The sequence below is a fragment of the Phenylobacterium montanum genome, from assembly GCF_018135625.1.
Taxonomy (GTDB): domain Bacteria; phylum Pseudomonadota; class Alphaproteobacteria; order Caulobacterales; family Caulobacteraceae; genus Poindextera; species Poindextera montana.
The window spans coordinates 321,572-345,942 of the sequence record NZ_CP073078.1 but is presented as its reverse complement, the minus strand read 5'-3'; the positions used below and the strand labels follow the sequence as shown (position 1 = coordinate 345,942).

Genomic DNA, 24,371 nt, shown 5'->3' with positions numbered 1-24,371 from the left:
TCAGTCGTCCCGGCCGAGATAGGCCTGGACCAGCGAATAGACGGCGCAGACCACGCAGGCGACCCCGGCTAGCGCCATCAGGGTTCCGATCACCTGCGGGCTGAACGGTCCGGCCTGGCCCCTGGCGCTGAGGGCCCAGAACAGCGAGACGGCGAACACCGCCACGCCCAGAAGGCCCAGGCCGATCCAGGACCAATGGCTCCCGCGCTCGATCTCGGCCACCGCGTAGTCGAATTCGGCGAACTGGGCCCTAACCGGCGGCCGGCGGCTATCTGCGAGGAGCTCCGCCTCCAGCTGCGGCGGCGCCTGCTGCGTGGGTGGGGGCAAGGCCGGGGCCGGCGCGATCGGCGGCAATTCGGCAAGGGCCGCGGCGACCGTCTCGGCCAGCGGCCTGGGTTCCGTCTGCGGGGTTCCAGGGAACGGCTCGACGGCGTCCGCCTCGGGCGAGAAGATCGAGGCCAGGATCGGCGTCGGATCGAGCGGCGGCGGGGCGCCGAGGCGCTCGACACGGGCGATCTCGCCAGTCAAGTCGGCGTGCAGATCGACCGTGTGGCTGTTCAGGCCGTGGTGGCCGGGCTCATGATCCAGCTGCGGCGGAACGACCGCGCTGGGGGCCGGAGTCCAGCCGCCGATCGGGGTGAGGAACAGGGCCTTTTCCGCAGCACGACGCCGCACCAGGCCGTCGACCACCAGCACCTCGCCGTCGATCTCGGCGCGGCGCCAGTGCTCCAGCGCGTAGGCCGCCTGCAGCAGATAGCCCTCGTTGACCAGCTTCAGCACGGCCGAGTGACGAAAATTCTCGACGCCGATGTTGAAGGCGAAGCAGGCCAAAGCGTCGAACTGGTTCTGGTTCAGCGGCGTAAAGACCAGGTCTTCCAGCACCGCGGCCACGCCGCGCAGGTCATAGACCAGCAGCGCTTTGGCGTCTTCCTCGCTGACCTCCGCCCCTTCGCGCGCGCTCAGCGTGTGGCCATAGCCGATGGTCCAGCGCCCATCGGCCAGGCGCGCGGCGCGGCGGCGATAGCCCTCGAACTCCATCAGGAGCGCGAGTCCCGCTTGCGAGACCTGGCTTTGAGCAATCGTCACTCGGCTTGACCCAATCTGGCACGTGGCAAGGCGCATGCGCTTCGGACTCGGCAAGATAGGGGCCGACAGCAAAGGCTGTTCAGTGGCGGAGCAACAGCAGGGTCGCCAGGCCAAGGAAGCTGAAATAGCCGACACAGTCGGTGACGGTGGTCAGGAATACGACGGTCGCGGCGGCCGGGTCGAATCCCATCTTCTCCATGGCCAGCGGCAAGAGGATCCCCGCCACCGCCGCGGCGAACAGGTTGATGATCATGGCCAGGCCCGCCACCACCGCCATGGTCGGATCATGAAACCAGACCAAGGTGACCAGGCCCATGACCAAGGCGAAGGCGACGCCGTTCAAGAGGCCGACCGCCGTCTCGCGCCAGACCGTGGCCAGGAGGTTGGCGGCGTTCAGCTCCTTGGTCGCCAGCGCCCGCACCGCCACGGTCAGGGTCTGGGTGCCGGCGTTGCCGCCCATGGAGGCGGCGATCGGGTTCAGCACCGCCAGGGCCGCCAGCTTGGCGATCGAGCCTTGGAACACGCCGATCACGCTGGAGGCCAGGATCGCCGTACCGAGGTTGACCAGCAGCCACCAGAAGCGCGAGCGGGTGACGCCGAAGATCGAGGCGCCCTTTTCCGCGTCGTACACGCCGGCCAGGGCCAGCATGTCTTCCTGGCTCTCTTCCTGGATGACGCCGACGATGTCGTCGACCGTGATCTGGCCCACCAGCCGTCCACCCGCCTCGACCACCGGGGCCGAGATCAGGTGGTACTTGTCGAAGATGTAGGCGACCTCTTCCTGGTCCATGTCGACCGGGATCTCGGTGACCGGCTCCATGATCTCGGACAGGGGCTGGTCCAGCCGGCTCTTGATCAGACGGCTGACCTGGGCGGCGCCCAGGGGCTTGTAGAGCGGGTCGACCACGTAGATGTCGAAGAACAGGTCCGGCAGGTCCTCGCCCGCGCCCCGCACGTGGTCCAGGGCCTGGCCCACGGTCCAGAACTGCGGCGCGGCGACCACCTCGCGCTGCATCAGGCGGCCGGCGGTCTCTTCGCCATAGGCCAGCGAAGCCTCGACCGAAGCCCGGTCGACGTCGGACATGGCCGCCAGCACCTGGCCACGCACCTCGTCCCCCAGGTCGTCGACCACGTCGGCGGCGTCGTCCGACTCCATCTCGCCGATGGCTTCCGCCAGGGCCTCGGGCGTCACCTGGCTGAGCACATCCTCGCGGACCGCGCCTTCCAGCTCGGAGAGCACGTCCGCCAGGGTGTCGGTGTCCAGCAGCGGCGCCAGCACCTCGCGATAGGCCGAGGAGAGGAAGCCCATCAGGTCGGCGATGTCGGCCGGGTGCAGGGCGGCGATCAGCTCGCGCAGGCGGGCGATGTCGCCACGATCCGCCGCGTCCACCACCATCTCGACGAATTCGGGGTTCAGCGCATAGTCGTCGCTGAGGGCCAGGTCTTCCAGGTCTTCGGCGATTTCAGGGGCGTTCAGCTCCGCGACCTCGGGGTCGCTCGTCGATCGAGCCATCGAACCGTCCCCTTATGTCTTATCGCCTCGGCGCTGCTGCTGTTCCTGTTTCACTGGTGCGGTCGAGAAGACTCGAACTTCCACGGGTTGCCCCACAGCGACCTCAACGCTGCGCGTCTACCAATTCCGCCACGACCGCGACGTGGTGAGGCGCGGGGGTTAGCAAACCCCATGCGGTTTGTGAAGGGCGAGCTTCGCCTCGACAGCGCCAAGCTCGCCCGGCCATAGTGGTTTTGCAGAGAAACCCGCCTGGAGAGCGACGATGAGACGCGCATGGGCCGCCCTGGCCGCCGCAATTTCGCTGGCCGGCATGACGGGCGCCGCCGCCCAGGACCAGCCGGTCAAGGCGCGAATCGACAGCGGCGTGATCGTCGGCCGCGCCTCGGGCGAGGCCCAGGTGTTCAAGGGCGTGCCCTTCGCCGCGCCGCCTGTCGGCGACCTGCGCTGGCGCCCGCCGCAGCCCGTCGCAGCCTGGAGTGGAGAAAAGGACGCCGGCCAGTTCGGCCCGGCCTGTATGCAGCCTGTGCGCCTGGACGGCCGCATCAACGGCGGCGGCTATGCCGGCCCGGTCAGCGAGGACTGCCTGACCGTGAATGTCTACGCCCCCAAGGTCGCCCATAAAGCGCCGGTGATGGTGTGGATCTACGGCGGCTCCAACGCCTATGGGGCCAATTCGGTGGCGTCCTATGAAGGTTCCGCCTTCGCTCGCGACGGGATCGTGCTGGTCGAGCTGAACTACCGCCTGGGTCCGCTCGGCTTTTTCGCTCACCCGGCCCTGGCCAAGGACGCCAAGCCTGGCGAGGCCATGGCCAACTACGGCCTGATGGACCAGCTGGCGGGCCTGCAATGGGTCATTCGCAATGTCGCGGCCTTCGGCGGCGATCCCGGGAACGTCACCGTGTTCGGCGAGTCGGCCGGAGGCATCGATATCCTCGCCCTGCTCACCGCCCCCTCCGCCAAGGGCCTGTTCCAGAAGGCGATCGTCGAGTCCGGCGGCGGCTGGTTCCCCGCGGCCTCCATGAGCGAGGCCGAGGCCGAAGGGCGGTCTCTGGCTCAGAAGGCCGGCGCCTCGCCCACGGCCAGCGCCGCCGACCTGCGCGCCCTGCCCGCCGCCACCCTGGTCGCCCTGCCCGGTATCCGCAGCGGCCCGGTGGTCGACGGCAAGCTCCTGCCCCAGCAACCAGCCCAGGCCTTCGCCAAGGGCGAGGCGCTGCGCCTGCCCCTGATCATCGGCTCCAACAGCTACGAAGCCTCGCTGATGCGGGCCTTCCAGCTGCAGCCGGCCGCTTTCATGGCCAACTTCCCGGCCCCAATCCGCACGGCCTATGCCGACCAGGGCGACGGCGAGGCCCAGGCCAGCGCCCTGTTCACCGACGAGTTCATGGGCGGGCCGGCGCGCTGGATCGCCGCCAAGAACGCCGAGGGGGCGCGCTCCTGGCTCTACTACTTCTCCTATGTGCGGGTGGCCCAGAGGGCCAACCTGCCGGGCGCCAACCACGCCTCCGAGATCCCCTATGTGTTCGACAGCCAGGACAAGATCCCGGTCTATTCGCGCGAGATCACCGACCCGGACCGCACCCTGGCCAAGATCATGCACGCTTGCTGGGTCGCCTTCGCCAAGGCCGGCGCGCCGCAATGCCAGGGAGCGCCCGCCTGGCCGGCCTATAAGCCGAACAGCGACGAGCTGATGGAATTCGGCCAGGCCGTGAAGGTCGACCAGCACTTTCGCAAGGACAAGCTGGACCTGCTGGATCAGGCCGAACGGGCCAAGCTGGCCACTGGCGGGAGCTAGGCGTCGCCGGCGCGGAAGTCGTACACGTCGGCGGCGCGGGTGATCATGATGGCGATCTTGTCGTCGTTGATCTGGATCTCGCCGCGGGCGACCGGGTGGTTGTTGGCCAGGATCCAGACCTCGTCATTGGTCTTGGCGTCCAGCGGGATCACCGCGCCCCGGCCCATGCGCAACAGCTGCGCCATCGGCAGGGTCGAACGTCCGAGGACGACCGATATCTCCACATTGACCGATTTGACCTGGCTCACGCGCGCCCCGACTTCGAAAAGAATCGCCGAACCACTATATCGGCGAAGCTGACACGCAGATTGCAGGCACATGCTTGACCGGTGGTTAAACTCGGGAGCCGAGACCCCATTGATGGGACGACCTGACGCGGCTCCCTGTGGCTGGGCGGTCTCCGCGCGCCAGATCAGCTATCCCGAGGCGGTGGCGGCCATGGAGGCGCGGGCCGCCGACATAGCCGAAGGCCGTGCGGGCGAACTGGTCTGGCTCCTGGAGCATCCGCCGCTCTACACCGCCGGCGTCACCGCCAAGCCCGCCGACCTCCTGACCCCCGACCGCTTTCCGGTGTTCAAGAGCGAGCGAGGCGGCCAGTACACCTATCACGGCCCAGGCCAGCGGGTGGCCTATGTCATGCTGGACCTGCGCGAGCGCGGGCGAGACGTGCGCGCCTTCGTCACCGCGCTGGAGACCTGGGTGATCGGCGCCCTGGCCGCCTTCAACGTCGAGGGCCAGATCCGCGACGGGCGGGTCGGCGTCTGGGTCGAGCGGCGCGAGCCGGGCCTGCCTGTGCGCGAGGACAAGATCGCCGCCATCGGCGTCAAGCTGCGCCGCTGGGTCTCGTTCCACGGCATAAGCCTGAACGTCGAGCCGGACCTGTCGCACTTCGGCGGCATCGTTCCCTGCGGCATCAGCGAGCACGGCGTCACCAGCCTGGTGGACCTCGGCCGCCCGGTCACCCTGGACGACGCCGACGCCGCGCTGCTGGCGAGTTTCCACCGCGTGTTCGGCGCAACGGAACCGGCCGAACCGCCGGTCTAGCCACGGCTCACGGGTAGGCCGAGACCGGCTTCATCGGATTGGGGCCGAAGCGGTTGGCGCCCTGCTCGCCGGGCAGGACGGCCAGCTCCACCACCGCCCAAACCACCACCAGCACCAAGAGGAAGTCGAAGAAGCCGTTCGGATGCGGCCAGGCCACGCCCACCGCCACCAGGATCAGCGCGGCCCACCAGCCCGACTTGCCGCGATCGTGCAGCCGCTTGGAGAGCACGCAGGCCCCGGCCCAGATCGCCGCCGGATAGACCAGCCAGCCGGTCAGAAGGTGCCGGAACAGGCCGGTGAACACGCCCTCGTACAGCACCATCAGCACCACCAGGATGCCGGCGCCGATCAGGAACGGCGTCCGCGCAAGGCGCCCCTGGCCGGAGAGGTAGAGGTCGCGCCAGTCGATGGTCCAGCTGTTCATGCCGCAAGCCTCGGATGGATAGGGCGAATCCTGCAACGTGAATCTATGGCCGCGCCGCCCCGTGCGAAAGGCCCAAGCAAGCCTGGCCGATCCCCTGGCCCCGGCGACCGGAAAGGCCCATATAGCCGATCATGACCGACACAGCCTCAGCCCCCGCCCGGTCGGAGTCGGGCTTCGACCTGACCCCGCCCCCCGCCGCCGACCTCGCCCGCCTGGAAGCCGGCCTGACGCCCGAAGAACGCGACGTCCTGCTGCACCACGGCACCGAGGCGCCGTTCTGCGGCGGGCTTTTGAACAACAAGGCGAGTGGGGTCTATTGCTGCCGCCTGTGCGGCCTGCCCCTGTTCCGCGCCCAGACCAAGTTCGACAGCGGCACCGGCTGGCCGAGCTTCTATGCGCCTATCGACAAGGCCCATGTCCGCTCGGTGCAGGACAACAGTTACGGCATGGTGCGCATCGAGACCCGCTGCGCCCGTTGCGACAGCCACCAGGGCCACGTTTTCCCCGATGGCCCGCCGCCGACTCGCCTGCGCTTCTGCATCAACTCGGTGTCGCTGAGCTTCGTCGAGGACGGCGCCGCCCTGCCCGACCCGCTCGGCCGCGGCGATCGCCTGCCGTCAGCCTAGGGTCTAGCTGGAGCCTTCGCGGCGTGCCAACGTGCGGGCGAGTCCACGGTTCTCGGAGCCCTTGATGACCGCCTTGCGTCCCTGCCTGATCGCGTCCGCAGCCCTGCTGGCGCTTTTGGGCGGCTGCCGCGCGCCCAAGCCCAAGGCCGGCGCCGCCAGCGCCGAAAGCCACGCGCCGGGCACGACCCTGGCCCAGATCCCGGCCGCCTGCGCCGCCTATCCGGCCGGGTCGCCGGGCGTCGTGCGCACCTTCTGCAGCGGGCCGGCGGTGGTGAAGCTGACCATCAACGGCGCCGAACACGTGCTGAAGGGCGGAAGCTGCGAGACCTCCGGCAATATCTTCAGCCTCAATCTCGGCGTGGTCGCCGGCCCGGGCCTGGCCGGCCCGGCGCCGGACTATGTGGGCCTGACCGTCAACGCCCCGCCCGGCCCATTCAACGACGCGGCGCTCAGCGTCCACTACGGCGGCAAGGCCTATCTGCTGCCGCACAACACCGGCCAGGCGACCCCCGCCGGCGGCGAGTTCTCCGGCGTCACCCGCAAGGGCCACGCCAAGGTCAGCGCCGTCTTCACCTGCTGAGTGCTATGGCTATAGAGTGGGTTGAGTTTAGCTTGATCTGAATTTTAAACCGCTCATCCCGGCGAATGCCGGGACCCAGATCCTATGGCGCCGGCCTTTGATCAGCGGTCACAAGAAAATATCCGCCCGCTTGGAGCCTTACGATCTGGATCCCGGCATTCGCCGGGATGAGCGGATGAGGGGATGATCGATTCCGGTGAATCCCAACCCACCCAAAGAAAAAAGGCCGCCGCGAACATGCCGCGGCGGCCAATTTTCAGCTCACTGACGAAATCCGTCAGACGTCGAACTTGACGCCCTGGGCGAGCGGCAGGGTCTTGCCGTAGTTCAGGGTGTTGGTGGCCCGGCGCATATAGGCCTTCCAGCTGTCCGAGCCCGCCTCGCGGCCGCCGCCGGTCTCCTTCTCGCCGCCGAAGGCCCCGCCGATCTCGGCGCCCGAGGGGCCGATATTGACGTTGGCGATGCCGCAGTCCGAGCCCTCGCCGGAGATGAACCGCTCGGCCTCGCGCATGTCGTTGGTGAACACCGAGGACGACAGGCCTTGCGGGGCGTCGTTCTGCAGCGCCACCGCCTCTTCGAAGGTCGAATACTTCATCACATAAAGGATAGGGGCGAAGGTCTCGCGCAGGACCACGTCGGCCTGCCGGCCCATCTCGACCAGGGCCGGGCGGACATAGAAGGCGCCGTCCGCCGCGTCGGCCGAGACGCGCTCGCCGCCGGTGATCACGCCGCCGGCGTCCCTGGCGTCGACCAGGGCCTTCTGCATGGCCAGATAGGCGCCCTGGTCGATCAGCGGGCCGACCAGCACGCCCTCGGCGCGCGGATCGCCCACGGTGACCGAGCCATAGGCCGCCTTCAGCCGCGGCAGGAAGGCGTCATAGACGCTCTCGTGCACGAACAGGCGGCGCAGCGTGGTGCAGCGCTGGCCGGCGGTGCCCATGGCGGCGAAGGCGACGCCGCGCAGGGTCAGGTCCAGGTCGGCCGAGGGGGTGATGATGGCGGCGTTGTTGCCGCCCAGCTCCAGCACCGCGCGGGCGAAGCGCTGGGCCAGCTTCGGCCCCACCTGGCGGCCCATGGCCGTCGAGCCGGTGGCCGAGACCAGCGGCACCTTCGGGTGGTCGACCAGGGCCTCGCCGATCTCGCGCCCGCCGATCAGCAGGGTCGAGAGGCCGGCCGGGGCTTCCGGGCCGAACTTGGCGGCGGCCTTTTCGAACAGGGCCTGCACCGCGATGGCGGTCAGCGGGGTCTTTTCCGACGGCTTCCAGACCACGCTGTCGCCGCAGACGAAGGCCAGGGCCGCGTTCCACGACCACACCGCGACCGGGAAGTTGAAGGCCGAGATCACGCCGACGACGCCCAGCGGATGCCAGGTCTCCATCATCCGGTGCTCGGACCGCTCGGTGGCGATGGTCAGGCCGAACAGCTGGCGCGACAGGCCGACGGCGTAGTCGCAGATGTCGATCATCTCCTGCACTTCGCCCAGACCCTCGGAGGTCACCTTGCCAGCTTCCAGCGTGACCAGGCGGCCGAGCTCGGCCTTGTGGGCGCGCAGCTCCTCGCCCAGCAGGCGGACCAGCTCGCCGCGGCGGGGCGCGGGAACCTTGCGCCAGGCGAGAAAGGCCTCATGCGCCTTGTCGATGGCGGCCTTGGCCTCGGCCGGGGAGACCTCCTTCAGCCGGGCGGTCTCTTCGCCGGTGATCGGCGAGCGGGCCACCAGGCTGCCGCCGGTCAGGACCGAAGCCGGAACGCCGAGGCGCGCCAGGAGGCCCGCCGTCTCGGAGGCGGCGGAGGCAGGTACGGAATTTTGCTGGGTCATGACTCAGGCCGCGGCGTTGTGGGATTCGGTTTCGGCGTAATAGCGCCCGAACCGGTTGGCGAGGAAGCGGTCCAGCGGAATGTCTTCCTGGCGGATGAAGCCATGGGTCGGCAGGTCGCCCTGGGCCAGCATGTCCAGCACGGTGCAGATGCCCGAGGCCGTGGTGATCTGGATGGCGCTGCGCATGCGCCCGCCGATCGGGGCGGCATAGACCTTGTTGGCGTAGGTGTGCTGCACCAGCATGCCGTCCTTCCAGCCGCTGACGGTGACGAACACGATCACCACGTCCTGCAGGGTGGTCGGCAGGGCGTTTTCCAGGATGTCCTTGAACACGTCCCGGCGATGGCGCAGGCCCAGGTCGTTGAGCAGCGCCTTCATGATCGCCGCGTGGCCCGGATAGCGGATGGTGCGGTAGTTCAGGTTGCGCACCTTGCCTGCCAGGGTCTCGCACAGAGTGCCGAGGCCGCCCGAGGTGTTGAAGGCTTCATAGGTCACGCCGTCCAGGGCGAACTCTTCCAGCTCTTCCAGCGGCGAGGTTTCGCGCAGGTCGCCGTTGACGATGGCTTCGCAGGGCTCGCAATACTCGTTGATGACCCCGTCGGTGCTCCAGGTCAGGTTGTAGTTCAGGGCATTGGACGGGAATTTCGGCAGAGCGCCTACGCGCATGCGTACGTCCTGCAGCTTGTCGAACTTCTTGGCCAGGTCATAGGCGACGATGGTGATGAAGCCGGGGGCCAGGCCGCACTGGGGGATGAAGGCGGTCTTGGAGTCCTGGGCCAGTTGCTTGACCTTGCGGGTCGAGGCCACGTCCTCGGTCAGGTCCAGGTAGTGGGCGCTGGCGGCCTTGGCGGCCTCGGCGATGAACACGGTCAGGTGATAAGGCGCAGCGCTCAGCACGGCGAACTTGCCCGACAGGGCCGCCTTCAGAGCGGCAGCGTCGGTGATGTCCAGCACCGTCTTCTTGATCGGGGCCGAGGTCTCCAGCTTGTCCAGCTGTTCGGACGAACGGTCGAACACCTCGACCGAATAGTCGCCGCAGCCGGCCAGAAAATCGGCGATCATCGAACCGATCTTGCCGCCGCCCATGATGGCGATGTGTTTCATAGTGTTCCTCCGAAAGCTGAGCGCGGAGGATCGGGGCGAAACCGGTCGATTCCTAGTCGCCAACCCGCTGGCGAATGGCGTAGATATCCGTCGAATCGCAGGGGCGTTTCGGCGAAACGACGATGGACGACACCGACAAACGGCTGATCTCCCTGCTGCGCGAGAACGCCCGGGCGCCGACGGCCGAGATCGGCCGCCGCCTTGGTCTATCTCGCACCACAGTCCAGGGCCGCATCGAGCGGCTGGAGCGCCAGGGCGTGATCCTGGGCTATACCGCGCGCCTGTCCGAAGAGATGGAGCGCGGCGCCGTGCGCGCCCACGTCATGATCACCGTCGGCCCCAAAGACGCCCGCAGCGTCGAGGCCTCCTTGCGCGCCCTCCCCGCCGTCCGCACCCTGCACTCGGTCAGCGGCGCCTTCGACATGCTGGCCGTGGTCGTGGCCCCCTCGGTGGCCGAAATGGACGACGTGATCGACAAGATCGGGGACCTGCCGGGGGTCGAGCGGACGACCTCGTCGATCATTCTGTCGACGCGGTTGGATCGGTGAGGTGGTGACAAGCCAAGCATCTAACTGATGGCGCGGAGCAGACCCCGGGCTCTTGCTTTAAGGGCGAAACTGGCAACTACTCAACCAGTGCAAGCGCAGGTCCGGGCGCCAGGACAGTGATCGACGGCAATGACAAAACGTTCGCAAAGGGACGACGGCTACCGATAGCCATCTGGGCAATTTTATTGGCTAGCGTAGTGGCTTGCTCTCAACCCCCGACGACAGAACGGAGCGATGCAGACAACAATCAACGTATAAAATATTTCCTCACCAATGTTTGCATCCCGCGCCTCTCAAGGCATGTTCCTTTCGAAGAGGTAGTTCGAAAAGAGCAGCTAAAAAGTTATACGAATTGCAATATACAAGATTGCCCCACGTCATACTGTAGCTTTAATCCCACATTCGGCTGCATCGCATTCGAAAAAGATTTCTGTACAATTTCTATTCGAGGCTCTGGCGATTTCGATCAATTCGATAAAACAGTTGCGAATGTAGTTTCCGATGATCCAGATGGATGGCGCGTTGGCGAGCCCCGAAAAATTGGCGGTGTCGCTTACGGGCACGCCTATTGCAACACTGCCAATACCGCACGCATCGAGACATTCGGGGCTCGTCCAGATCAAATAACAAAAAGCCGAGCTCAATTCGACCAAACTCCCGAGTACGACGTGCGCGTCTCTTCGGTTTGGGGCCTTCATGTCGCCTGCCCACCCAAGAGCGCAGATGCGGTTCGATAGAACCCTTGCAAACCCCGGCCGCCGATGAAAATGATAGCTTTGACTATCACTCCGCAATCGCGCTAACTGGGTTTAATAGCCGCCCAGGACCCGCCCCATGCCCCACGGCCTGCTCTGCATCGGCCTCACCACGCTCGACGTCACCGCCCGGCCGATCGACGCCTTGCCTGAGCAGGAGACCACCGTTCTGGTCGATAGGATCGCCCTGTCGCCCGCCGGCACGGCTGCTGGGGCGGCGCTTGTCGCAGGGACCTTGGGCGTAGCGACCAGGCTGGCCTCGGCGGTCGGGGACGATCCGGCCGGGCGGCTGGTGCGCATGGTGCTGGAGGAGTACGGCGTCGACACCGCCCTGCTCCCCGCCCTCCCCGGCCGCACCACATCGACCACCGTCCTGGCGGTGGACAGCCAGGGGCGGCGGCCGAACTTCCACGCCCTGGGGGCCAGCATGGAGGCTGAGATCACCCCGGCGGTCGCAGAGGCGGCCCAAGAGGCGCGCTTCGTCCACTATGCCGGCGTCGGCGGGCCCAAGCTGAACGGGGGGCCGGGCGCGAGCCTGGTCGCGGCGGCCAAGGCGGCCGGGGCTGTGGTCACCTGCGACCTGATCTCGCCCCGCGGCAAGGTGATGGAGGAACTGGCCCTGCTCTTGCCCCACGTCGACTGGTTCATGCCGAGCGCGGTCGAGGCCCGCCAGCTGACCGGCCAGGATGACCTGGCCGAAGCCGCGGCCGCCTTCCGCCGGATGGGCGCCGGCGGCTGCATCTTCAAGGACGGGGCCAACGGCTCGATCGTGATCGACGCCGAGGGCTTGCGGCGCGTGCCCGCCCACGCCATCACCCCGGTGGACACCACCAGCTGCGGCGATTCCTATTGCGCCGGCTTCATCGCCGGCCTGGACCGGGGCTGGAGCGTCATCGAGGCCGCGCGCCTCGCCAGCGCCGTCTCCGCCCTGGTCGCCCGGGGCGTCGGCACGCTGGGCCTGTTGGACGGATTTGCGGGCGCCGAGCGGCTGATGCGCGAGGGGCCGCTTCGGGAGAACGTCGAATGAGCGACACCCGCTCGGAAGAAGCCCTGCGCGCCAATATCGTCCGGGTGATGCGGGCCATGGACCAGCGCGGCCTGAACCGCGGCACCTCGGGCAACGTCTCGGTGCGCTTCGGCGAGGGCCTGCTGGTCACGCCCAGCGGGGTCACGCCCGAAGACCTGACCGACGACGGCGTGGTCTATGTCGCCGCCGATGGCGGGAGCCCGGAGGGGTCGCTGAAGCCCTCCAGCGAGTGGCGCATGCACGCCGGCCTCTACGCCCGCCGCCCGGACGTGCACGCCGTGGTCCACTGCCACGCCCGCCACGCCACGATCCTCGCCTGCGCCGGCAGGCCGATCCCCTCGCTGCACTACATGGTCGGCGTCAGCGGCCGGCCCACCGTGCCCCTCGCCCCCTACCACACCTTCGGCACCGTCGAGCTGGCCGACGCCGTTGCCGAGGCCATGGACGGCGGCTATGCCTGCCTGATGGCCAACCACGGCCTGATCGCCGCCGCCCCCAAGCTCGACCGCGCCCTGGCGATCGCCGAGGAGATGGAGGAACAGGCCGCCGTCTATTGCGGAACCCTGGCCATCGGCGGTCCGGTATTGCTGTCCGAGGGCCAGATGGCCGAGGTGATGCAGCAGTTCAAAGGGTACGGGCAGAAGCGGTAGTTTTCCTTCCCCCCTTTGTGGGGGAAGGAGGGGCCCGCCCGCGCAGCGGGTGGGAGGATGAGGGGTCTTGCCGGCGGATGGTTTGACTGAGGATTCTTAGTCGCGCGGCTATCGCCGCGCGTCCCCTCATCCTCCCACGGCTTCGCCGCGGGCCCCTCCTTCTCCCACAACGGGGAGAAGGGTTTTAACCCCCATCCCCCAATCGGCACCGCCGCACCCACCAGTCCGGGCGCATGCGTTCGATGCGTTCGGCCAGGGTCTCGGCCTCGATGTCGCCGGCGCAGACGGCGAAGCAGGTGGCGCCGGAGCCCGAGACCCGCGCCATCAGGGTTTCCGGCTCGTCGCGCAAGGTCTCCAGCACGTCGCCGATCACCGGGGTCAGGGCCACGGCCGGCGCCTCCAGGTCGTTGCGGCAGGCGGCGAAGAACGCCGCCGCCTCCACCGCGTCCTCGAACGCCTCGGGCATGTCCGGCCGGTCGTCCGCGCCCGGCGCGCCGGCCTCGTCATAGGCGCGATAGACCGCCCCGGTGGGCGAAGGCGCGCGGGGATTGACCAGCACCGCGTCCAGCCGCGGCAGGGTCGGAGCCGGCGACAGCCGCTCGCCCCGCCCCTCGGCGACGACCGGCCGACAGCGGAAGCAGGCCGCCCCGTCGGCGCCCAGCTCGCTGGCTATGGCCTCCAGGCCGTCGTCATCGACCGGCAGGTCCAGGTGATCGCGCACCAGGCGCAGGGCCGCGCCGGCGTCACCGGTGCCACCACCGAGCCCGGCCGCGATCGGCAGGTTCTTCGAAAGGGTGATCCGCACCGGCTGCACAGGCCGCCGCGCCCGCGCGATCAGGGCCTGGACTGCGCGCAGCACCAGATTGTCCTCACCGGCGCTCAGGCCCTGGCCGAACGGGCCGTCGATGGCCAGAGACAGGGCCGAAGCCGGCTCCAGGGTCAGGCGATCGCCGACGTCGGCGAACACCATCAGGCTGGACAGGGGGTGAAACCCGTCCGGCTGCAGCCCGGCCACGTGCAGGTACAGATTGACCTTGGCCGGCGCGAAGGCCTCGGCCGCTACCGGGTGGGTCAACGCTGGGCCACCGAGGCGGGCGGCAGGGCCGGCTTGCCGCCGGGGGTCAGGCCGTATTGCAGCTTGGCCTCAACGTCGGTCTTGAGTTTGGCCTCGGGCTGCAGGGTCAGGACCAGCTGCCACTGGAAGCGGGCTTCGATCTTGCGTCCGGCCTGCCAATAGGCGTCGCCCAGGTGGTCGTTGATGTCCGGATCGGAGGGCTCGAGCTCGGTGGCGTGCTCCAGCTGCTCCACCGCAGGGCCATATTGGCCCAGGCGGTAATAGGCCCAGCCCAGGCTGTCGACCATGGCGCCGGAATCCGGCTTGCTGGCCACGGCCTTCTCGACCATGGCCTTGGCCTGCTCGAGGTTCTGGCCGCGGTCGATCCAGGAATAGCCGAGATAGTTCAAAACCTCGGACTCGTCCGGCTTCAGCTCCAGCGCCTTGCGGAAGTCCTTTTCCGCGCCTTCCCAGTGTCCGGCGCGGTCGAGGGCGATGCCGCGCATGTAATAGGCTTCCCAGCTGGCCCGGGGCCCCAGGTGGGCCAAAAGGGTGTCCATGGCCTTGGCCGACTCGTCGAACCGCTCGGAGGTCCTCAGCGCATCGGCCAGCTGGGCCAGGGCGTCGTCGTCATTGGGCGCGGCCTTGACCGTGTCCTGGGCGATTGCCAGCACCTTTTCGGCGTTGGCCGGCAGGTCGTAGGTCTGGATTAGCCGGCCGCGGGCGGCGACATAGTCGGCCGAGCCGGGCTGCACGTGCTGATAGGCTTCCCGCGCCGCCTCCACGTCCCCCGCCCCGTTCATCGCGTCGCCGACCAGGATCCAGGCCTCGTCGCGCTGGGGATCCAGCCGCAGCACCAGGCGCAGATAGGTCAGACCCAGCTCGGGCTGCTTTTCCGCCAAGAGGATCGCCGCCGGCGCCAGAAGGGCCTGGGCCGCGCCCTGGTTCAGGGTCGGCATGGGCGGCGCCGGTTGTCCGGCCGCGGCGTGGTCGCGGATCAGCTTGATGGTGTGGTTGTTGGCATCCCCCTTGAGCGAGGCGTCGCAGAGCGCAATGGCGTCGGCGGTGCGGCCGCGCCGCTGCAGGAACTCGGCATAGGCGCCAGTGGTGATGCCCGAGCCGTCGCCCTCGGCGATCAGCTTGCGGAAGGCGGCGTCGGCCTCGTCATAGTGCTTGGCCCGTTCCAGCAGCAGGGCCTGGTTCAGGCGCGAGAGCGAGTCCACCAGCCGGTCGCCGCGGGCTTCCGGCAGAGCCAGGGCGGCCTTCCAGTCGCCAGCCTCGGCCGCAGCCCAGGGCGCCAGCAGGAGCGAGGCCGCCCGATGCGGCGGCCCAAGGGGTTCACCCGCCAGCGTCGCCTGCGCGGTCTTGCCGTCGCCGCGCGCCAGGGCGTCGACCGCCTTGGTCAGCCGCCCCAGCCTCTGGCTGCCCAGCGAACCCTCGTCCGGCCCGGGCGCCAAGGTGGCGGCGCGGGGCACGTCCCCGGCGACCAGGGCGGCGGTGAAGGCGCGTTCCTTCAGCGAGCCGGTGACAGGATCGCGCGCCGCGGCTCTGGAGAAGAACTCCGCCGCCTGCTCGCCATTGCCGTGGTTCAGCGCCTCCTGCCCGGCCAGGAACAGGCCGTAGAGCGAGGCCTGGTCGCTGACCGGCGCCGGCCGCGCCTCGGCGGTCTCGCTGGGCCTCAGCCCCGCCACCTGCAACGAGGACGGCGCGCTGGCGCAGGCCGCCAGGGACAGGGTCGCCAGGGCGGCCAGCGAGGCGTTGAGGAGCAGGCGGGTCTTGGTCATCCGGGCAAATTCGCCGGTTTCCGAGGCGGCTTCAAGGCGCCCCGACCGTTTTGACCGGCTACGATTGTCGCATCGCAGCCGGTCAAAACGGTCGAATCCCACTCAAAAATGGCGCCGCCTCCACGCCAAACCGGCCTCCACTTTGGCTGTCGGCGCCACGCAACGCAGGCGTCACATGTTCGGGTAATTCGGGCCGCCGCCGCCCTCCGGCGTTGTCCAGTTGATGTTCTGCGAGGGGTCCTTGATGTCGCAGGTTTTGCAGTGGACGCAGTTCTGGGCGTTGATCTGGAACTTAGGATTCTGGCCCGCCTCGTCGTACAGCACCTCATAGACTCCCGCCGGGCAGTAGAGCCGCGCCGGCTCGCCATATTTCGGCAGGTTGATCGAGATCGGGACCGAAGGGTCCTTCAGCTTCAGGTGCGCCGGCTGGTCTTCCTCGTGATTGGTGGCCGAGAGGAACACAGACGACAGCTTGTCGAAGCTGATCACCCCGTCGGGCTTGGGATAGACGATCGGCTGGTAGTCCTTGGCCAGGCCCGTCGAAGCCGCGTCGGTCTTCTCGTGCTTCAAAGTGCCGAAGAAGGAGAAGCCGCCCAAAAGCGTCGTGCACCACATGTCGAAGCCACCCAAGGCCATGCCCACCAGGGTGCCGAACTTGCTCAAGAGCGGCTTGGCGTTGCGGACCTGCTTCAGCTCCTTGGCGACCCAGGAAGCGTGATAGGCGGCTTCGTATTCCACCAGATCGTCGCTGGCGCGGCCGGCCTGCACGGCCTTGAACGCCTCCTCCGCGGCCAGCATGCCGGTCTTCATGGCGTTGTGGCTGCCCTTGATACGCGGCACGTTCACAAAGCCCGCCGAGCAGCCGATCAAGACCCCGCCCGGGAAGGACAGCTTGGGGATCGACTGCATGCCGCCCTCGGTGATCGCCCGCGCGCCATAGGCGATGCGCTTGCCGCCTGCCAGGTTCGGCTTCACCGACGGATGCTGCTTGAAGCGCTGGAACTCGTCGAAGGGCGACAGGAAGGGGTTCTTGTAGTTCAGGTGCACCACAAAGCCGATGGACACATAGTTGTCCCCGAAGTGGTACATGAAGCTGCCGCCGCCGGTCTTGTCGTCCAGCGGCCAGCCCAGGGTATGCACCGCCAGGCCCGGCTTGTGGTTTTCCGGCGGGACCTGCCACAGTTCCTTGATGCCGATGCCGAACTTCTGCGGGCTCTTGCCCTCGGTCAGGTTGAACTTGGCCTGCAGCATCTTGGCCAGCGAGCCGCGCACGCCCTCGGCGATGAAGGTATATTTGGCGTGCAGCTCCAGGCCGGGCTGATAGTCGGGCTTGTGCTCGCCATCCTTGGCGACGCCGAACACCCCGGCGACCACGCCCTTGACCGAGCCGTCCGCGTTGAACACCAGGTCCGAGGCGGCCATGCCCGGATAGATCTCGACGCCCAGGCCCTCGGCCTGCTCCGCCAGCCAGCGGCACACATTGCCCAGCGAGGCGATGTAGTTGCCGTGGTTGTGCATGAACGGCGGCATGGCGAACATCGGCAGGCTGAGTTCGCCGGCCGGGCCCAGCAGCAGGAACTTGTCCTTGGTGACCGGGGTCTCCAGGGGCGCGCCCATGGCCTTCCAGTCGGGGAACAGTTCGCTCAGCGCCTTGGGATCGATCACCGCGCCCGACAGGATGTGGGCGCCGACTTCGGAGCCCTTTTCCAACAGCGCTACCGAGATCTCCGAGCCGGCCTCGGCGGCCAGCTGCTTCAGGCGGATCGCGGCCGCCAGGCCAGCGGGACCGCCGCCGACGATGACCACGTCATATTCCATCGCCTCGCGTTCGAGCTCGTCGCTCATGGCCTCATCGTCCCCCAGCTTGCCCGCTTGCCGCGGACATTTGAATCCTCGCCCGTCTTATTCGAAGTTGACGTTTGAGCGGTCAAGGGCAATCCCTTGAATGAGTTCGCCGGAGCCCCGTCAAAACCTTGTCCTTCGCCGCCATCGACCCGCGCGCCGCCGAGAGCCTGCTGGCCTTTTGGGCCGAGGCCGGCGTGGACCAGGCCTATGCCGACGAGCCGGTCGACCGCCTGGCCGAGGCCCTGCGCCCGCGGCTGGCCACGCCCGCCCATGCGCCCGCTCCGGCCGCGCCCGCAGCCGCCCCGGCCCCCGACATCGCCGAGGCCATAGCCGACGCCCGCCGCCTGGCCGCCGAGGCCAAGGACCTGGCCGACCTCGCCGCCGCCATCGCCGCCTTCGAAGGCTGCCCGCTGAAGCGCGAGGGCGCGCGCCAGGCCGTGTTCGCCCGGGGCGCGCCGGACGCGCCGGTGATGATCATCGGCGAGGCCCCTGGCGCCGAGGAAGACCAGCAAGGCGCGCCCTTCGTCGGCCGCGCCGGCAAGCTCCTGGACCGCATGGTCGCCGCAGCGGGGCTGGAGGGCCGGGTGTTCATCACCAACACCGTCTATTGGCGCCCGCCCGGCAACCGCACGCCCAGCCCCCAGGAGCAGATGATCTGCGCCCCGTTCCTCGAGCGGGCCATTGAGCTGGTGTCGCCGAAACTGTTGCTGCTGGTCGGCGGAGCCTCGGCCAAGTCGGTGCTGCAGCGAAGCGAGGGCATCCTGACCCTACGCGGCCGCTGGTTCGACTGGCGCCCCGAAGGCGGCCAGCAGGCCATCCCCGCCCTGCCGACCCTGCACCCGGCCTTCCTCCTGCGCCAGCCGGCGGCGAAGAAGAAGGCCTGGGCGGACCTTCTGACCCTGACCGAGCGCCTGGACCGGCCCGAGCGGCCGGGCGCCTAGCCCCCGCCGACGAGGATCCTGGCCTCGATCGGTCGCGCGCCTGCGCCCTGCCCCGTCCAGCGACGGGTGGAGATCAAGAGGCCATGTTCCGGCGTGACGCGCCCCAGCCACCGTGCGCCGAAATTGGCCCAGCCCTCGGCCAGCCTCGCCCCAGCGCCGTCCTTGGCATAGTTCAGCCGGAACCAGCCCGCGGCCTCGGGATGGCGGCTGATGTGGCCGCGTGCCGCGGCCTCCCAGTTCATCTGCAACCGCACCCCGGCCGGCAGCACCAGCAGCCACGGCTGGCGCGCCGAGGCCGTCGCCGCGTCCAGGCTCTCGACAATCCGCGCCCCGGCGTCATCGGCCACGACGAGCGCCTCGCTGTTTCCGACGCCGACCACCAGGAGTTCGCGCACGAACCCGTCTATGGCCGCCGGCGTAAGGCTGGCGAGGGTCGCGGCGAGGCCGTCCGTTTCGGATATGTCGGTAACAATGGCGCTGATCACAGGCGCATCAAACGGCCAAGTCAGCTCGCGTCAAGATATGTTCTTGCTTTGTTCGTTCCGCAAGCCTATTCTCTCCCCATGCCCGACATGCCGGCCAGCTTCCGCGGCAGGGCCTCGAAGTCCAATGACAGCGGACGTTTCGAAGCCCTGACCCGCGCCCCGTTCGACGACGGCTGGGACGACGCCGACGAACGGCCGGACCGGCTGGACACCACCCTGACGCCCGAGGCGGCGCGGCGGATCATCAGCCGCAACGACAGCCCGGACATCGGTTTCGACCAGTCGATCAACCCCTATCGCGGCTGCGAGCACGGCTGCATCTATTGCTACGCCCGCCCCAGCCACGCCTATGTCGGCCTCTCCCCCGGGCTCGACTTCGAGACCAGGCTGTTCTTCAAGCCCGAGGCCGCCAAGCTGCTGGAAAAGGAGCTGTCGCGGCCGGCCTACCGGCCGAGCTTCATCCAGCTGGGCGCCAATACCGATCCCTACCAGCCGATCGAAGCCAAGCTGCGCATCACCCGCCAGATCCTCGAAGTTTTGGCGCGCTTCCGCCACCCGGTGGGGGTGACCACCAAGAACGCCCTGGTGGCGCGCGACATAGACATCCTGGGGCCCATGGCCGCGGACAACCTGGCGATGGTCGCCGTCTCGGTGACCACCCTCGACCGCAAGCTGGCCCGGGCCATGGAGCCCCGCGCCTCCACGCCCGAGCGCCGCATCGACGCCATCCGCAAGCTCAGCGCCGCCGGCGTGCCGACCGCGGTCGGGGTGGCGCCGATCATCCCCGGCCTGACCGATCACGAGCTGGAATCGATCCTGGAGCGGGCGGCCGAGGCCGGGGCGGCCATGGCCTACTACACGGCCCTGCGCCTGCCGCGTGAGATCAAGGACCTGTTCCGCGAATGGCTGGCGGCCGAGCAGCCCGACCGCGCCGGCCGGGTGATGTCGCTGGTGCGCCAGATGCGCGGCGGCAAGGACTATGACCCGCAGTGGAACCTGCGCATGCGGGGCGACGGGCCCATAGCCGACCTGATCAGCACTCGCTTCCACCTGGCGTGCAAGAAACTGGGCCTGAACAGTCGCAACCGCCGGACCATGGATCTGTCGCTGTTTCAAATCCCCGGCAGGGCCACCAACCAGCTGGACCTGTTCGGATAGGGCCCCTACCCCGCCGTCTTGGGCTTCAGCTTGATCTCATAGAGGTGCGGCCAACGCTTGCCGGTGACGAACAGCCGGTGGCCGGTCTTGTCGTAGGCGATGCCGTTCAGGACATTGTCCGGGTCGTGCGGCTCGGATGTCTCAGGCAGGCCGGACAGGTCGATCCAGGCCTTCACCTGGCCGGTCCCGGGATCGATGCGGGCGATATAGTTGGTCTGCCAGACATTGGCGTAGATCTCGCCATCGACCCATTCCAGCTCGTTCAGATTGGCGATCGGCTGGTCGCCTGACGCCACCCGGATCTGGCGGACCTCCTTCAGGCTCTTGGGGTCGAGCACATGCAGCACCGGCGAGCCATCGCTGAGGATGATGTCCTTGCCATCCTGGGTCATGCCCCAGCCCTCGCCCGAATAGCGGAACTGCTGCTTGACGGCGAAGGTCTTCAGGTCGCGGCGAAAGCCGATCCCGTTCTTCCAGGTGACGCTGATCAGCTGGTCAGCGAAATTGACGATCCCCTCGCCGAACAGCGATGGCGGCAGGGTCACCTGGCGCACGACCGCGCCGGTCTCCAGCTTGACCTTGCGGATATAGGAGGTCCCGTACTGGCCGGTGCTCTCATAGAGAAAGCCGTTCAGATAAAGCAGCCCCTCGGTATAGGCCTTGGGGTCGTGCGGATAGGCGTGGACCACCTCGAAACCATAGGCCGGCGCCTGCGCGGCCTGGGCCGGTTGCGCCGCCATGGCGAGGCTGATCGCGACCCCGGCCGCGGCAAGCTTCATCAACCCCATCCGCTCGACATCCTTTGCGTGAGAGCCGCGCACCTTAAGGGCGGCTCAGCGGGAAAACACCCCCACCAATTCCACATGCGGCGACCAGAGAAACTGATCGACCGGCAGCACCTCTCTCAGAGTGAAGCCGGCGTCGATCAGGATGCGGGCGTCGCGGGCGAAGGTCGCCGGATTGCAGGAGACGCCAACCACCAGCGGAACCTTGGAGGCGGCGATCTCGCGCGCCTGCTCCATAGCCCCGGCGCGCGGCGGGTCGAACACCACCGCGTCGATCTTCTTCATCTCGCTGGCCAGGAACGGCCGGCGGGACAGGTCCCGCGCCTCGGCGGTGATCGCTTTCAGGCCCGGTGCGCTGGCGGTGGCGCTGGAGAGCGCCCGCACCGCCGGCGCGGCGGAATCGGCGGCATAGACCGGCGCCAGTTCGGCCAGGCGGAAGGTGAAGGCGCCGACGCCGCAGAACAGGTCCGCGATCCTCCCCGCGCCCTTCACCGCCTGCACCGCATAGGCGGCCATGGCGGCCTCCGCCTCCGCCACCGCCTGCAGGAACGAGCCCGGCGGCAGGGCGACGATCGCCGGCCCCACCCGCACCATCGGCTGGCGCTCTTGATAGATCACCTCGCCCGCCAGGCTGACCCGGGCCATGTCCGCCTCTCGCGCCGCCTCGGCCGCCCGCATCCGGGCGTCGGCCGACAGCCCGCCGCTCTTGCGCTCGACCCCGGTGACGTCGATGTCCAGGCCGGTCTGGCTCAGCGTCACGTGCAGGGTCGGCGCCGACTTGGGATGCTCGAAGAAGGCGCCCGCCAGTCGCCGCAGCGCCGGAAAGGCCGCGACCAGCCGTGGATCGGCCACCGGGCAGGCCTCGATCTCGACCAGCCGCCAGGACTTGCGCGCCTTGAACCCGATCGAGACCCGGCCGCCTTCGCGGCGGGCATGCAGGGCCAGACGCCGACGGGTCCCCGGCCGCGCCTCGAAGGCCGGGGCGAAGTCGGTCTCGATCCGCTCGCGGGCCAGGGTCTTGCGGATATGATCGACCTTCCAGGCCAGATAGGGCCCGTCCGCCCAATGCTGCAGGGAACAGCCGCCGCAGTGGCCGAAGTGGCGGCAGGCAGGCTCGACGCGATCCGGGCTCGCCTGCAGCACCGCCTCGATTTCGGCGCGATCGCCGCTCACCCTCGCTCTTATGGTCTCTCCCGGCAGGCTCAGCGGCGCGAACACCGGTCCGGCGGCCAGGCCGTCTCCCTGGGCCCCCATGGCCTCGATGGTCAGGTCGCGAAGGCCGGCGGTCGGGGTTACGGTCAAAACAGGCTGCTCCGAATACGGCCGAACCTGAGGTCCGGCGGCGCGAACATGAACGAAGATGAACAGCGCCCTCAAGTTCCGTTCAGGCTTGACTTGAGATGCTGCGACCATGGACAGGGTCGATGGGCCTCCATCGAACAGGGGAACTAGCAGAAACATGCGCGCTTTACTCGCTTTAGCCGTCACCGCCGCCGTCGCCGGGACGCCGATCGGCGCCGCCTTCGCCCAGGGCTACGGCCCCGGCCCCTGGCGGCCCTATGCCGATTACGGCCGCGATCCGTGCCACGAAGCCAAGCATGAGGCGGGCGAACGCGGCGTGGTCACCGGCGGCCTCTTGGGCGCCCTGGCCGGCTCGCTCCTTGGCGGCCGCCACCACCGGGTCGCCGGCGCGGTGGTCGGCGGCGCGGCCGGCGCCGTGGTCGGCTCCAACGTCGCCCGCAACAACGTCCGCTGCGTCGCCTACCCCTATGGCTACCACCCGCACCCCAGCTGCCGCTGGGTCGTTCAGGACGGCCACGGCTTCGAAGTCTGCCGCGCCCCGGACGGCGTGTGGCGGCCTTGGCGCGACCACTACTGAACCTTGGCCCCGCCAGACCGTTTGAATTTCAGGAGTAAACCATGACCAACACCAGGATCGGCAAGTTCTTCCTCAGCGGAGCCGCCGCCGCCATGACCCTCAGTTCGGTCATGATCGTCCCCGCCTCGGCTTCGGCGCAGAGCTACGACCAGCCGCCACCGCCCCCGCCAGCCTACAACCAGCCCTACCAGGACCCCTGCCAGCAGCAGAAGACCAACCGGGAGGTCGCCGGCGGCCTTCTGGGCGGGATCGCCGGGGCGGTGATCGGCTCGAACGTCGCCCGCGGCGGCGGCCGAACCGGTGGAGCGGTGATCGGCGGCGTCGCCGGCGCGGCCCTCGGGGCCAATGTCGGCGCCCATTCCGGCGACGGCTGCCAGTCCGCCACCTATCAGGATACGCCCCCGCCGCCGCCCCCACCCCCGCCGCCCTCGGGCGACTACTACGCGCCCCCGCCGCCAGCCATGGCCGACCAGGGCGCCTATGCACCGCCGCCTGAAGAATGCGGCACGGCCGAGGTGCGCATCTATTTCCCGGACGGCACCAGCGAGCGTCACCCCCAGCGCGCCTGCCGTGACAGCTACGGGCGCTACCACCTGGTCCACCGCCAGGACTGATCGGGATCAGAGGCGCTCGGTTTCGTTTCGGCGAGGCCGGGCGTGATCTCGTTCAGGCCTTCGTGGCCCAGATCAGATGCTCGACGGCGCCGTCGCCGCCACGGATCGGGCTTTCCTCGCGCGCCCGAACCATCCAACCCTCGCCCACCAGCCAGTCGGCGACGGCCTGAACCGCTCCGGCGCGCGCCTCCGGGTCCCGCACGTTCCCGCCCTTGCCGATCTTGTCCGGCCCGACCTCGAACTGCGGCTTGACCAGGGCGACCAGGTCGGCGCTTTCAGCCACCAGGCGAAGGCCCGCGCCCAAGACCTTGGCCAGGCTGATGAAACTGGCGTCACAAACCACCAAAGTCGGCGGTTCTGTGATCTCCGCGGTGGTCAGGGCCCGCGCATCCACGCCTTCCAGGTTCACGACTCGCGGATCGGCGAGCAGCTTCGGATGCAGCTGTCCGTGGCCGACATCGACAGCGAACACCTTCGCCGCGTCCCGCGTCAGGCAGACCTCGGTGAAACCACCCGTCGAGGCGCCGACGTCCAGCACCGTCCGCCCAGCGACCGTGATCGGCCAGATCGTCAGGGCGTGATCGAGCTTCAACCCGCCGCGGCCGACCCAAGGATGGGCCGGCTTCGCGACGATCTCGGCGCCCGCGTCCACCAGTTCGGCCGGCTTGGCCAGAACCCGCCCATCGACCGCGACCCGCCCCGCCTCGATGGCGGCGCGCGCCTTGGCCCGGCTCTCGAACAGGCCCCGCTCGACCAGCAACAGATCCGCGCGCCGTCTTTCCATGGCGCGGCTTCAGACCATGACAGGTGCAGGCAGGCCCATAATTCCGCTCATCCCGGCGAATGCCGGGACCCAGATCA

At 68.6% G+C, this 24,371-nt stretch carries 24 protein-coding genes and 1 tRNA gene; 11 read left to right on the top strand and 14 right to left on the bottom strand.

Features of this window, described 5'->3' with window-relative positions:
• The 3 genes from KCG34_RS26040 to KCG34_RS01685 form a co-directional block, all read right to left on the bottom strand.
• Window positions 1–1,086 (bottom strand): lysozyme, encoded by a 1,086-nt coding sequence (locus tag KCG34_RS26040; protein WP_249138175.1) that lies wholly within the window; start codon window positions 1,084–1,086, stop codon window positions 1–3.
• A 79-nt stretch (window positions 1,087–1,165) separates the two neighbouring features.
• Window positions 1,166–2,599 (bottom strand): magnesium transporter, encoded by a 1,434-nt coding sequence (gene mgtE, locus KCG34_RS01690; protein ID WP_211938677.1) that lies wholly within the window; start codon window positions 2,597–2,599, stop codon window positions 1,166–1,168.
• A 54-nt stretch (window positions 2,600–2,653) separates the two neighbouring features.
• A tRNA-Leu gene (locus KCG34_RS01685) sits at window positions 2,654–2,738 on the bottom strand.
• Window positions 2,739–2,861: 123 nt separating this feature from the next.
• Here KCG34_RS01685 and KCG34_RS01680 point away from each other — a divergent pair.
• Window positions 2,862–4,391: a carboxylesterase/lipase family protein gene (locus KCG34_RS01680; RefSeq protein ID WP_211938676.1), complete on the top strand. Its 1,530-nt coding sequence runs from the start codon at window positions 2,862–2,864 to the stop codon at window positions 4,389–4,391.
• On the opposite strand, the gene KCG34_RS01675 is transcribed toward KCG34_RS01680, so the two are convergent.
• Window positions 4,388–4,663 (bottom strand): FliM/FliN family flagellar motor switch protein, encoded by a 276-nt coding sequence (locus tag KCG34_RS01675; protein WP_249138375.1) that lies wholly within the window; start codon window positions 4,661–4,663, stop codon window positions 4,388–4,390. The genes KCG34_RS01680 and KCG34_RS01675 overlap by 4 nt on opposite strands.
• Before the next feature lie 46 nt (window positions 4,664–4,709).
• Here KCG34_RS01675 and lipB point away from each other — a divergent pair, with 46 nt between their 5' ends.
• Entirely contained in the window at window positions 4,710–5,435 is a 726-nt protein-coding gene (lipB, locus tag KCG34_RS01670) for a lipoyl(octanoyl) transferase LipB (protein ID WP_211938674.1), read from the top strand.
• 7 nt (window positions 5,436–5,442) lie between these two features.
• Here the strand turns inward: lipB and KCG34_RS01665 are convergent, their stop codons facing one another.
• Window positions 5,443–5,859, bottom strand: coding sequence for a DUF805 domain-containing protein (locus tag KCG34_RS01665; protein ID WP_211938673.1), 417 nt, complete (start codon window positions 5,857–5,859; stop codon window positions 5,443–5,445).
• Window positions 5,860–5,990: 131 nt separating this feature from the next.
• Between KCG34_RS01665 and msrB the strand changes: the two genes are divergently transcribed.
• Window positions 5,991–6,485, top strand: a complete 495-nt coding sequence (msrB, locus tag KCG34_RS01660) for a peptide-methionine (R)-S-oxide reductase MsrB (protein WP_211938672.1) — start codon at window positions 5,991–5,993, stop codon at window positions 6,483–6,485.
• A 64-nt stretch (window positions 6,486–6,549) separates the two neighbouring features.
• Window positions 6,550–7,065 (top strand): hypothetical protein, encoded by a 516-nt coding sequence (locus KCG34_RS01655; RefSeq protein WP_211938671.1) that lies wholly within the window; start codon window positions 6,550–6,552, stop codon window positions 7,063–7,065.
• Between the two features lie 277 nt (window positions 7,066–7,342).
• Here KCG34_RS01655 and amaB read toward each other — a convergent pair whose 3' ends face one another.
• Window positions 7,343–8,881 carry an L-piperidine-6-carboxylate dehydrogenase gene (gene amaB / locus KCG34_RS01650; RefSeq protein ID WP_211938670.1) on the bottom strand — a complete coding sequence of 513 codons (1,539 nt, stop codon included), beginning with the start codon at window positions 8,879–8,881 and terminating at the stop codon, window positions 7,343–7,345.
• 3 nt (window positions 8,882–8,884) lie between these two features.
• Window positions 8,885–9,985, bottom strand: a complete 1,101-nt coding sequence (locus KCG34_RS01645) for a saccharopine dehydrogenase family protein (RefSeq protein ID WP_211938669.1) — start codon at window positions 9,983–9,985, stop codon at window positions 8,885–8,887.
• A gap of 122 nt (window positions 9,986–10,107) precedes the next feature.
• Here KCG34_RS01645 and KCG34_RS01640 point away from each other — a divergent pair, with 122 nt between their 5' ends.
• The 3 genes from KCG34_RS01640 (at window position 10,108) to KCG34_RS01630 (ending at window position 12,965) form a co-directional block, all read left to right on the top strand.
• Window positions 10,108–10,533, top strand: coding sequence for an Lrp/AsnC family transcriptional regulator (locus tag KCG34_RS01640; RefSeq protein WP_211938668.1), 426 nt, complete (start codon window positions 10,108–10,110; stop codon window positions 10,531–10,533).
• Between the two features lie 834 nt (window positions 10,534–11,367).
• Entirely contained in the window at window positions 11,368–12,315 is a 948-nt protein-coding gene (locus KCG34_RS01635) for a carbohydrate kinase family protein (protein ID WP_211938667.1), read from the top strand.
• The gene (locus KCG34_RS01630) at window positions 12,312–12,965 is read left to right on the top strand and encodes a class II aldolase/adducin family protein (RefSeq protein WP_211938666.1); all 654 of its coding nucleotides are present in this window, start codon (window positions 12,312–12,314) and stop codon (window positions 12,963–12,965) included. Before KCG34_RS01635 ends, KCG34_RS01630 begins: the two co-directional genes overlap by 4 nt.
• 184 nt (window positions 12,966–13,149) lie before the next feature.
• Here KCG34_RS01630 and KCG34_RS01625 read toward each other — a convergent pair whose 3' ends face one another.
• The 3 genes from KCG34_RS01625 to KCG34_RS01615 all read right to left on the bottom strand — a co-directional run bounded on the left by KCG34_RS01625 (window position 13,150) and on the right by KCG34_RS01615 (window position 17,648).
• A complete protein-coding gene (locus KCG34_RS01625; protein ID WP_211938665.1) occupies window positions 13,150–14,040 on the bottom strand; it encodes a 4-(cytidine 5'-diphospho)-2-C-methyl-D-erythritol kinase in 891 nt (296 codons plus the stop codon).
• Window positions 14,037–15,803, bottom strand: a complete 1,767-nt coding sequence (locus KCG34_RS01620) for a tetratricopeptide repeat protein (RefSeq protein ID WP_211938664.1) — start codon at window positions 15,801–15,803, stop codon at window positions 14,037–14,039. The genes KCG34_RS01625 and KCG34_RS01620 overlap by 4 nt, the downstream gene beginning before the upstream one ends.
• A gap of 171 nt (window positions 15,804–15,974) precedes the next feature.
• Complete coding sequence (locus tag KCG34_RS01615) at window positions 15,975–17,648, bottom strand: electron transfer flavoprotein-ubiquinone oxidoreductase (protein WP_211938663.1); 1,674 nt, start codon at window positions 17,646–17,648, stop codon at window positions 15,975–15,977.
• Between the two features lie 128 nt (window positions 17,649–17,776).
• Between KCG34_RS01615 and KCG34_RS01610 the strand changes: the two genes are divergently transcribed.
• A complete protein-coding gene (locus tag KCG34_RS01610; protein WP_211938662.1) occupies window positions 17,777–18,589 on the top strand; it encodes a uracil-DNA glycosylase in 813 nt (270 codons plus the stop codon).
• On the opposite strand, the gene KCG34_RS01605 is transcribed toward KCG34_RS01610, so the two are convergent.
• Window positions 18,586–19,074 (bottom strand): glycosyltransferase family protein, encoded by a 489-nt coding sequence (locus KCG34_RS01605; protein WP_211938661.1) that lies wholly within the window; start codon window positions 19,072–19,074, stop codon window positions 18,586–18,588. The genes KCG34_RS01610 and KCG34_RS01605 overlap by 4 nt on opposite strands.
• Before the next feature lie 78 nt (window positions 19,075–19,152).
• Here KCG34_RS01605 and KCG34_RS01600 point away from each other — a divergent pair, with 78 nt between their 5' ends.
• Window positions 19,153–20,232, top strand: coding sequence for a PA0069 family radical SAM protein (locus KCG34_RS01600; RefSeq protein ID WP_376788232.1), 1,080 nt, complete (start codon window positions 19,153–19,155; stop codon window positions 20,230–20,232).
• A gap of 5 nt (window positions 20,233–20,237) precedes the next feature.
• On the opposite strand, the gene KCG34_RS01595 is transcribed toward KCG34_RS01600, so the two are convergent.
• Both KCG34_RS01595 and KCG34_RS01590 read right to left on the bottom strand, forming a co-directional pair.
• Entirely contained in the window at window positions 20,238–21,011 is a 774-nt protein-coding gene (locus tag KCG34_RS01595) for a glutaminyl-peptide cyclotransferase (protein WP_249138174.1), read from the bottom strand.
• A 54-nt stretch (window positions 21,012–21,065) separates the two neighbouring features.
• Window positions 21,066–22,271 carry a class I SAM-dependent RNA methyltransferase gene (locus KCG34_RS01590; protein WP_211940682.1) on the bottom strand — a complete coding sequence of 402 codons (1,206 nt, stop codon included), beginning with the start codon at window positions 22,269–22,271 and terminating at the stop codon, window positions 21,066–21,068.
• Between the two features lie 205 nt (window positions 22,272–22,476).
• Between KCG34_RS01590 and KCG34_RS01585 the strand changes: the two genes are divergently transcribed.
• Both KCG34_RS01585 and KCG34_RS01580 read left to right on the top strand, forming a co-directional pair.
• Entirely contained in the window at window positions 22,477–22,896 is a 420-nt protein-coding gene (locus KCG34_RS01585; RefSeq protein WP_211938659.1) for a glycine zipper 2TM domain-containing protein, read from the top strand.
• A gap of 41 nt (window positions 22,897–22,937) precedes the next feature.
• Window positions 22,938–23,510, top strand: coding sequence for a glycine zipper 2TM domain-containing protein (locus KCG34_RS01580; RefSeq protein WP_211938658.1), 573 nt, complete (start codon window positions 22,938–22,940; stop codon window positions 23,508–23,510).
• 52 nt (window positions 23,511–23,562) lie between these two features.
• On the opposite strand, the gene KCG34_RS01575 is transcribed toward KCG34_RS01580, so the two are convergent.
• Window positions 23,563–24,294 (bottom strand): TlyA family RNA methyltransferase, encoded by a 732-nt coding sequence (locus KCG34_RS01575; protein ID WP_211938657.1) that lies wholly within the window; start codon window positions 24,292–24,294, stop codon window positions 23,563–23,565.
• Window positions 24,295–24,371: the final 77 nt, after the last annotated feature.

Coding starts and splice junctions, on each gene's coding strand:
- mgtE (WP_211938677.1), bottom strand. CDS start 2,599: ATGGCTCGATCGACGAGCGACCCCGAGGTCGCGGAGCTGAACGCCCCT.
- KCG34_RS01680 (WP_211938676.1), top strand. CDS start 2,862: ATGAGACGCGCATGGGCCGCCCTGGCCGCCGCAATTTCGCTGGCCGGC.
- lipB (WP_211938674.1), top strand. CDS start 4,710: ATGCTTGACCGGTGGTTAAACTCGGGAGCCGAGACCCCATTGATGGGA.
- KCG34_RS01665 (WP_211938673.1), bottom strand. CDS start 5,859: ATGAACAGCTGGACCATCGACTGGCGCGACCTCTACCTCTCCGGCCAG.
- msrB (WP_211938672.1), top strand. CDS start 5,991: ATGACCGACACAGCCTCAGCCCCCGCCCGGTCGGAGTCGGGCTTCGAC.
- KCG34_RS01655 (WP_211938671.1), top strand. CDS start 6,550: ATGACCGCCTTGCGTCCCTGCCTGATCGCGTCCGCAGCCCTGCTGGCG.
- amaB (WP_211938670.1), bottom strand. CDS start 8,881: ATGACCCAGCAAAATTCCGTACCTGCCTCCGCCGCCTCCGAGACGGCG.
- KCG34_RS01645 (WP_211938669.1), bottom strand. CDS start 9,985: ATGAAACACATCGCCATCATGGGCGGCGGCAAGATCGGTTCGATGATC.
- KCG34_RS01640 (WP_211938668.1), top strand. CDS start 10,108: ATGGACGACACCGACAAACGGCTGATCTCCCTGCTGCGCGAGAACGCC.
- KCG34_RS01635 (WP_211938667.1), top strand. CDS start 11,368: ATGCCCCACGGCCTGCTCTGCATCGGCCTCACCACGCTCGACGTCACC.
- KCG34_RS01630 (WP_211938666.1), top strand. CDS start 12,312: ATGAGCGACACCCGCTCGGAAGAAGCCCTGCGCGCCAATATCGTCCGG.
- KCG34_RS01620 (WP_211938664.1), bottom strand. CDS start 15,803: ATGACCAAGACCCGCCTGCTCCTCAACGCCTCGCTGGCCGCCCTGGCG.
- KCG34_RS01615 (WP_211938663.1), bottom strand. CDS start 17,648: ATGAGCGACGAGCTCGAACGCGAGGCGATGGAATATGACGTGGTCATC.
- KCG34_RS01600 (WP_376788232.1), top strand. CDS start 19,153: ATGCCCGACATGCCGGCCAGCTTCCGCGGCAGGGCCTCGAAGTCCAAT.
- KCG34_RS01595 (WP_249138174.1), bottom strand. CDS start 21,011: ATGAAGCTTGCCGCGGCCGGGGTCGCGATCAGCCTCGCCATGGCGGCG.
- KCG34_RS01590 (WP_211940682.1), bottom strand. CDS start 22,271: ATGGGGGCCCAGGGAGACGGCCTGGCCGCCGGACCGGTGTTCGCGCCG.
- KCG34_RS01585 (WP_211938659.1), top strand. CDS start 22,477: ATGCGCGCTTTACTCGCTTTAGCCGTCACCGCCGCCGTCGCCGGGACG.
- KCG34_RS01580 (WP_211938658.1), top strand. CDS start 22,938: ATGACCAACACCAGGATCGGCAAGTTCTTCCTCAGCGGAGCCGCCGCC.
- KCG34_RS01575 (WP_211938657.1), bottom strand. CDS start 24,294: ATGGAAAGACGGCGCGCGGATCTGTTGCTGGTCGAGCGGGGCCTGTTC.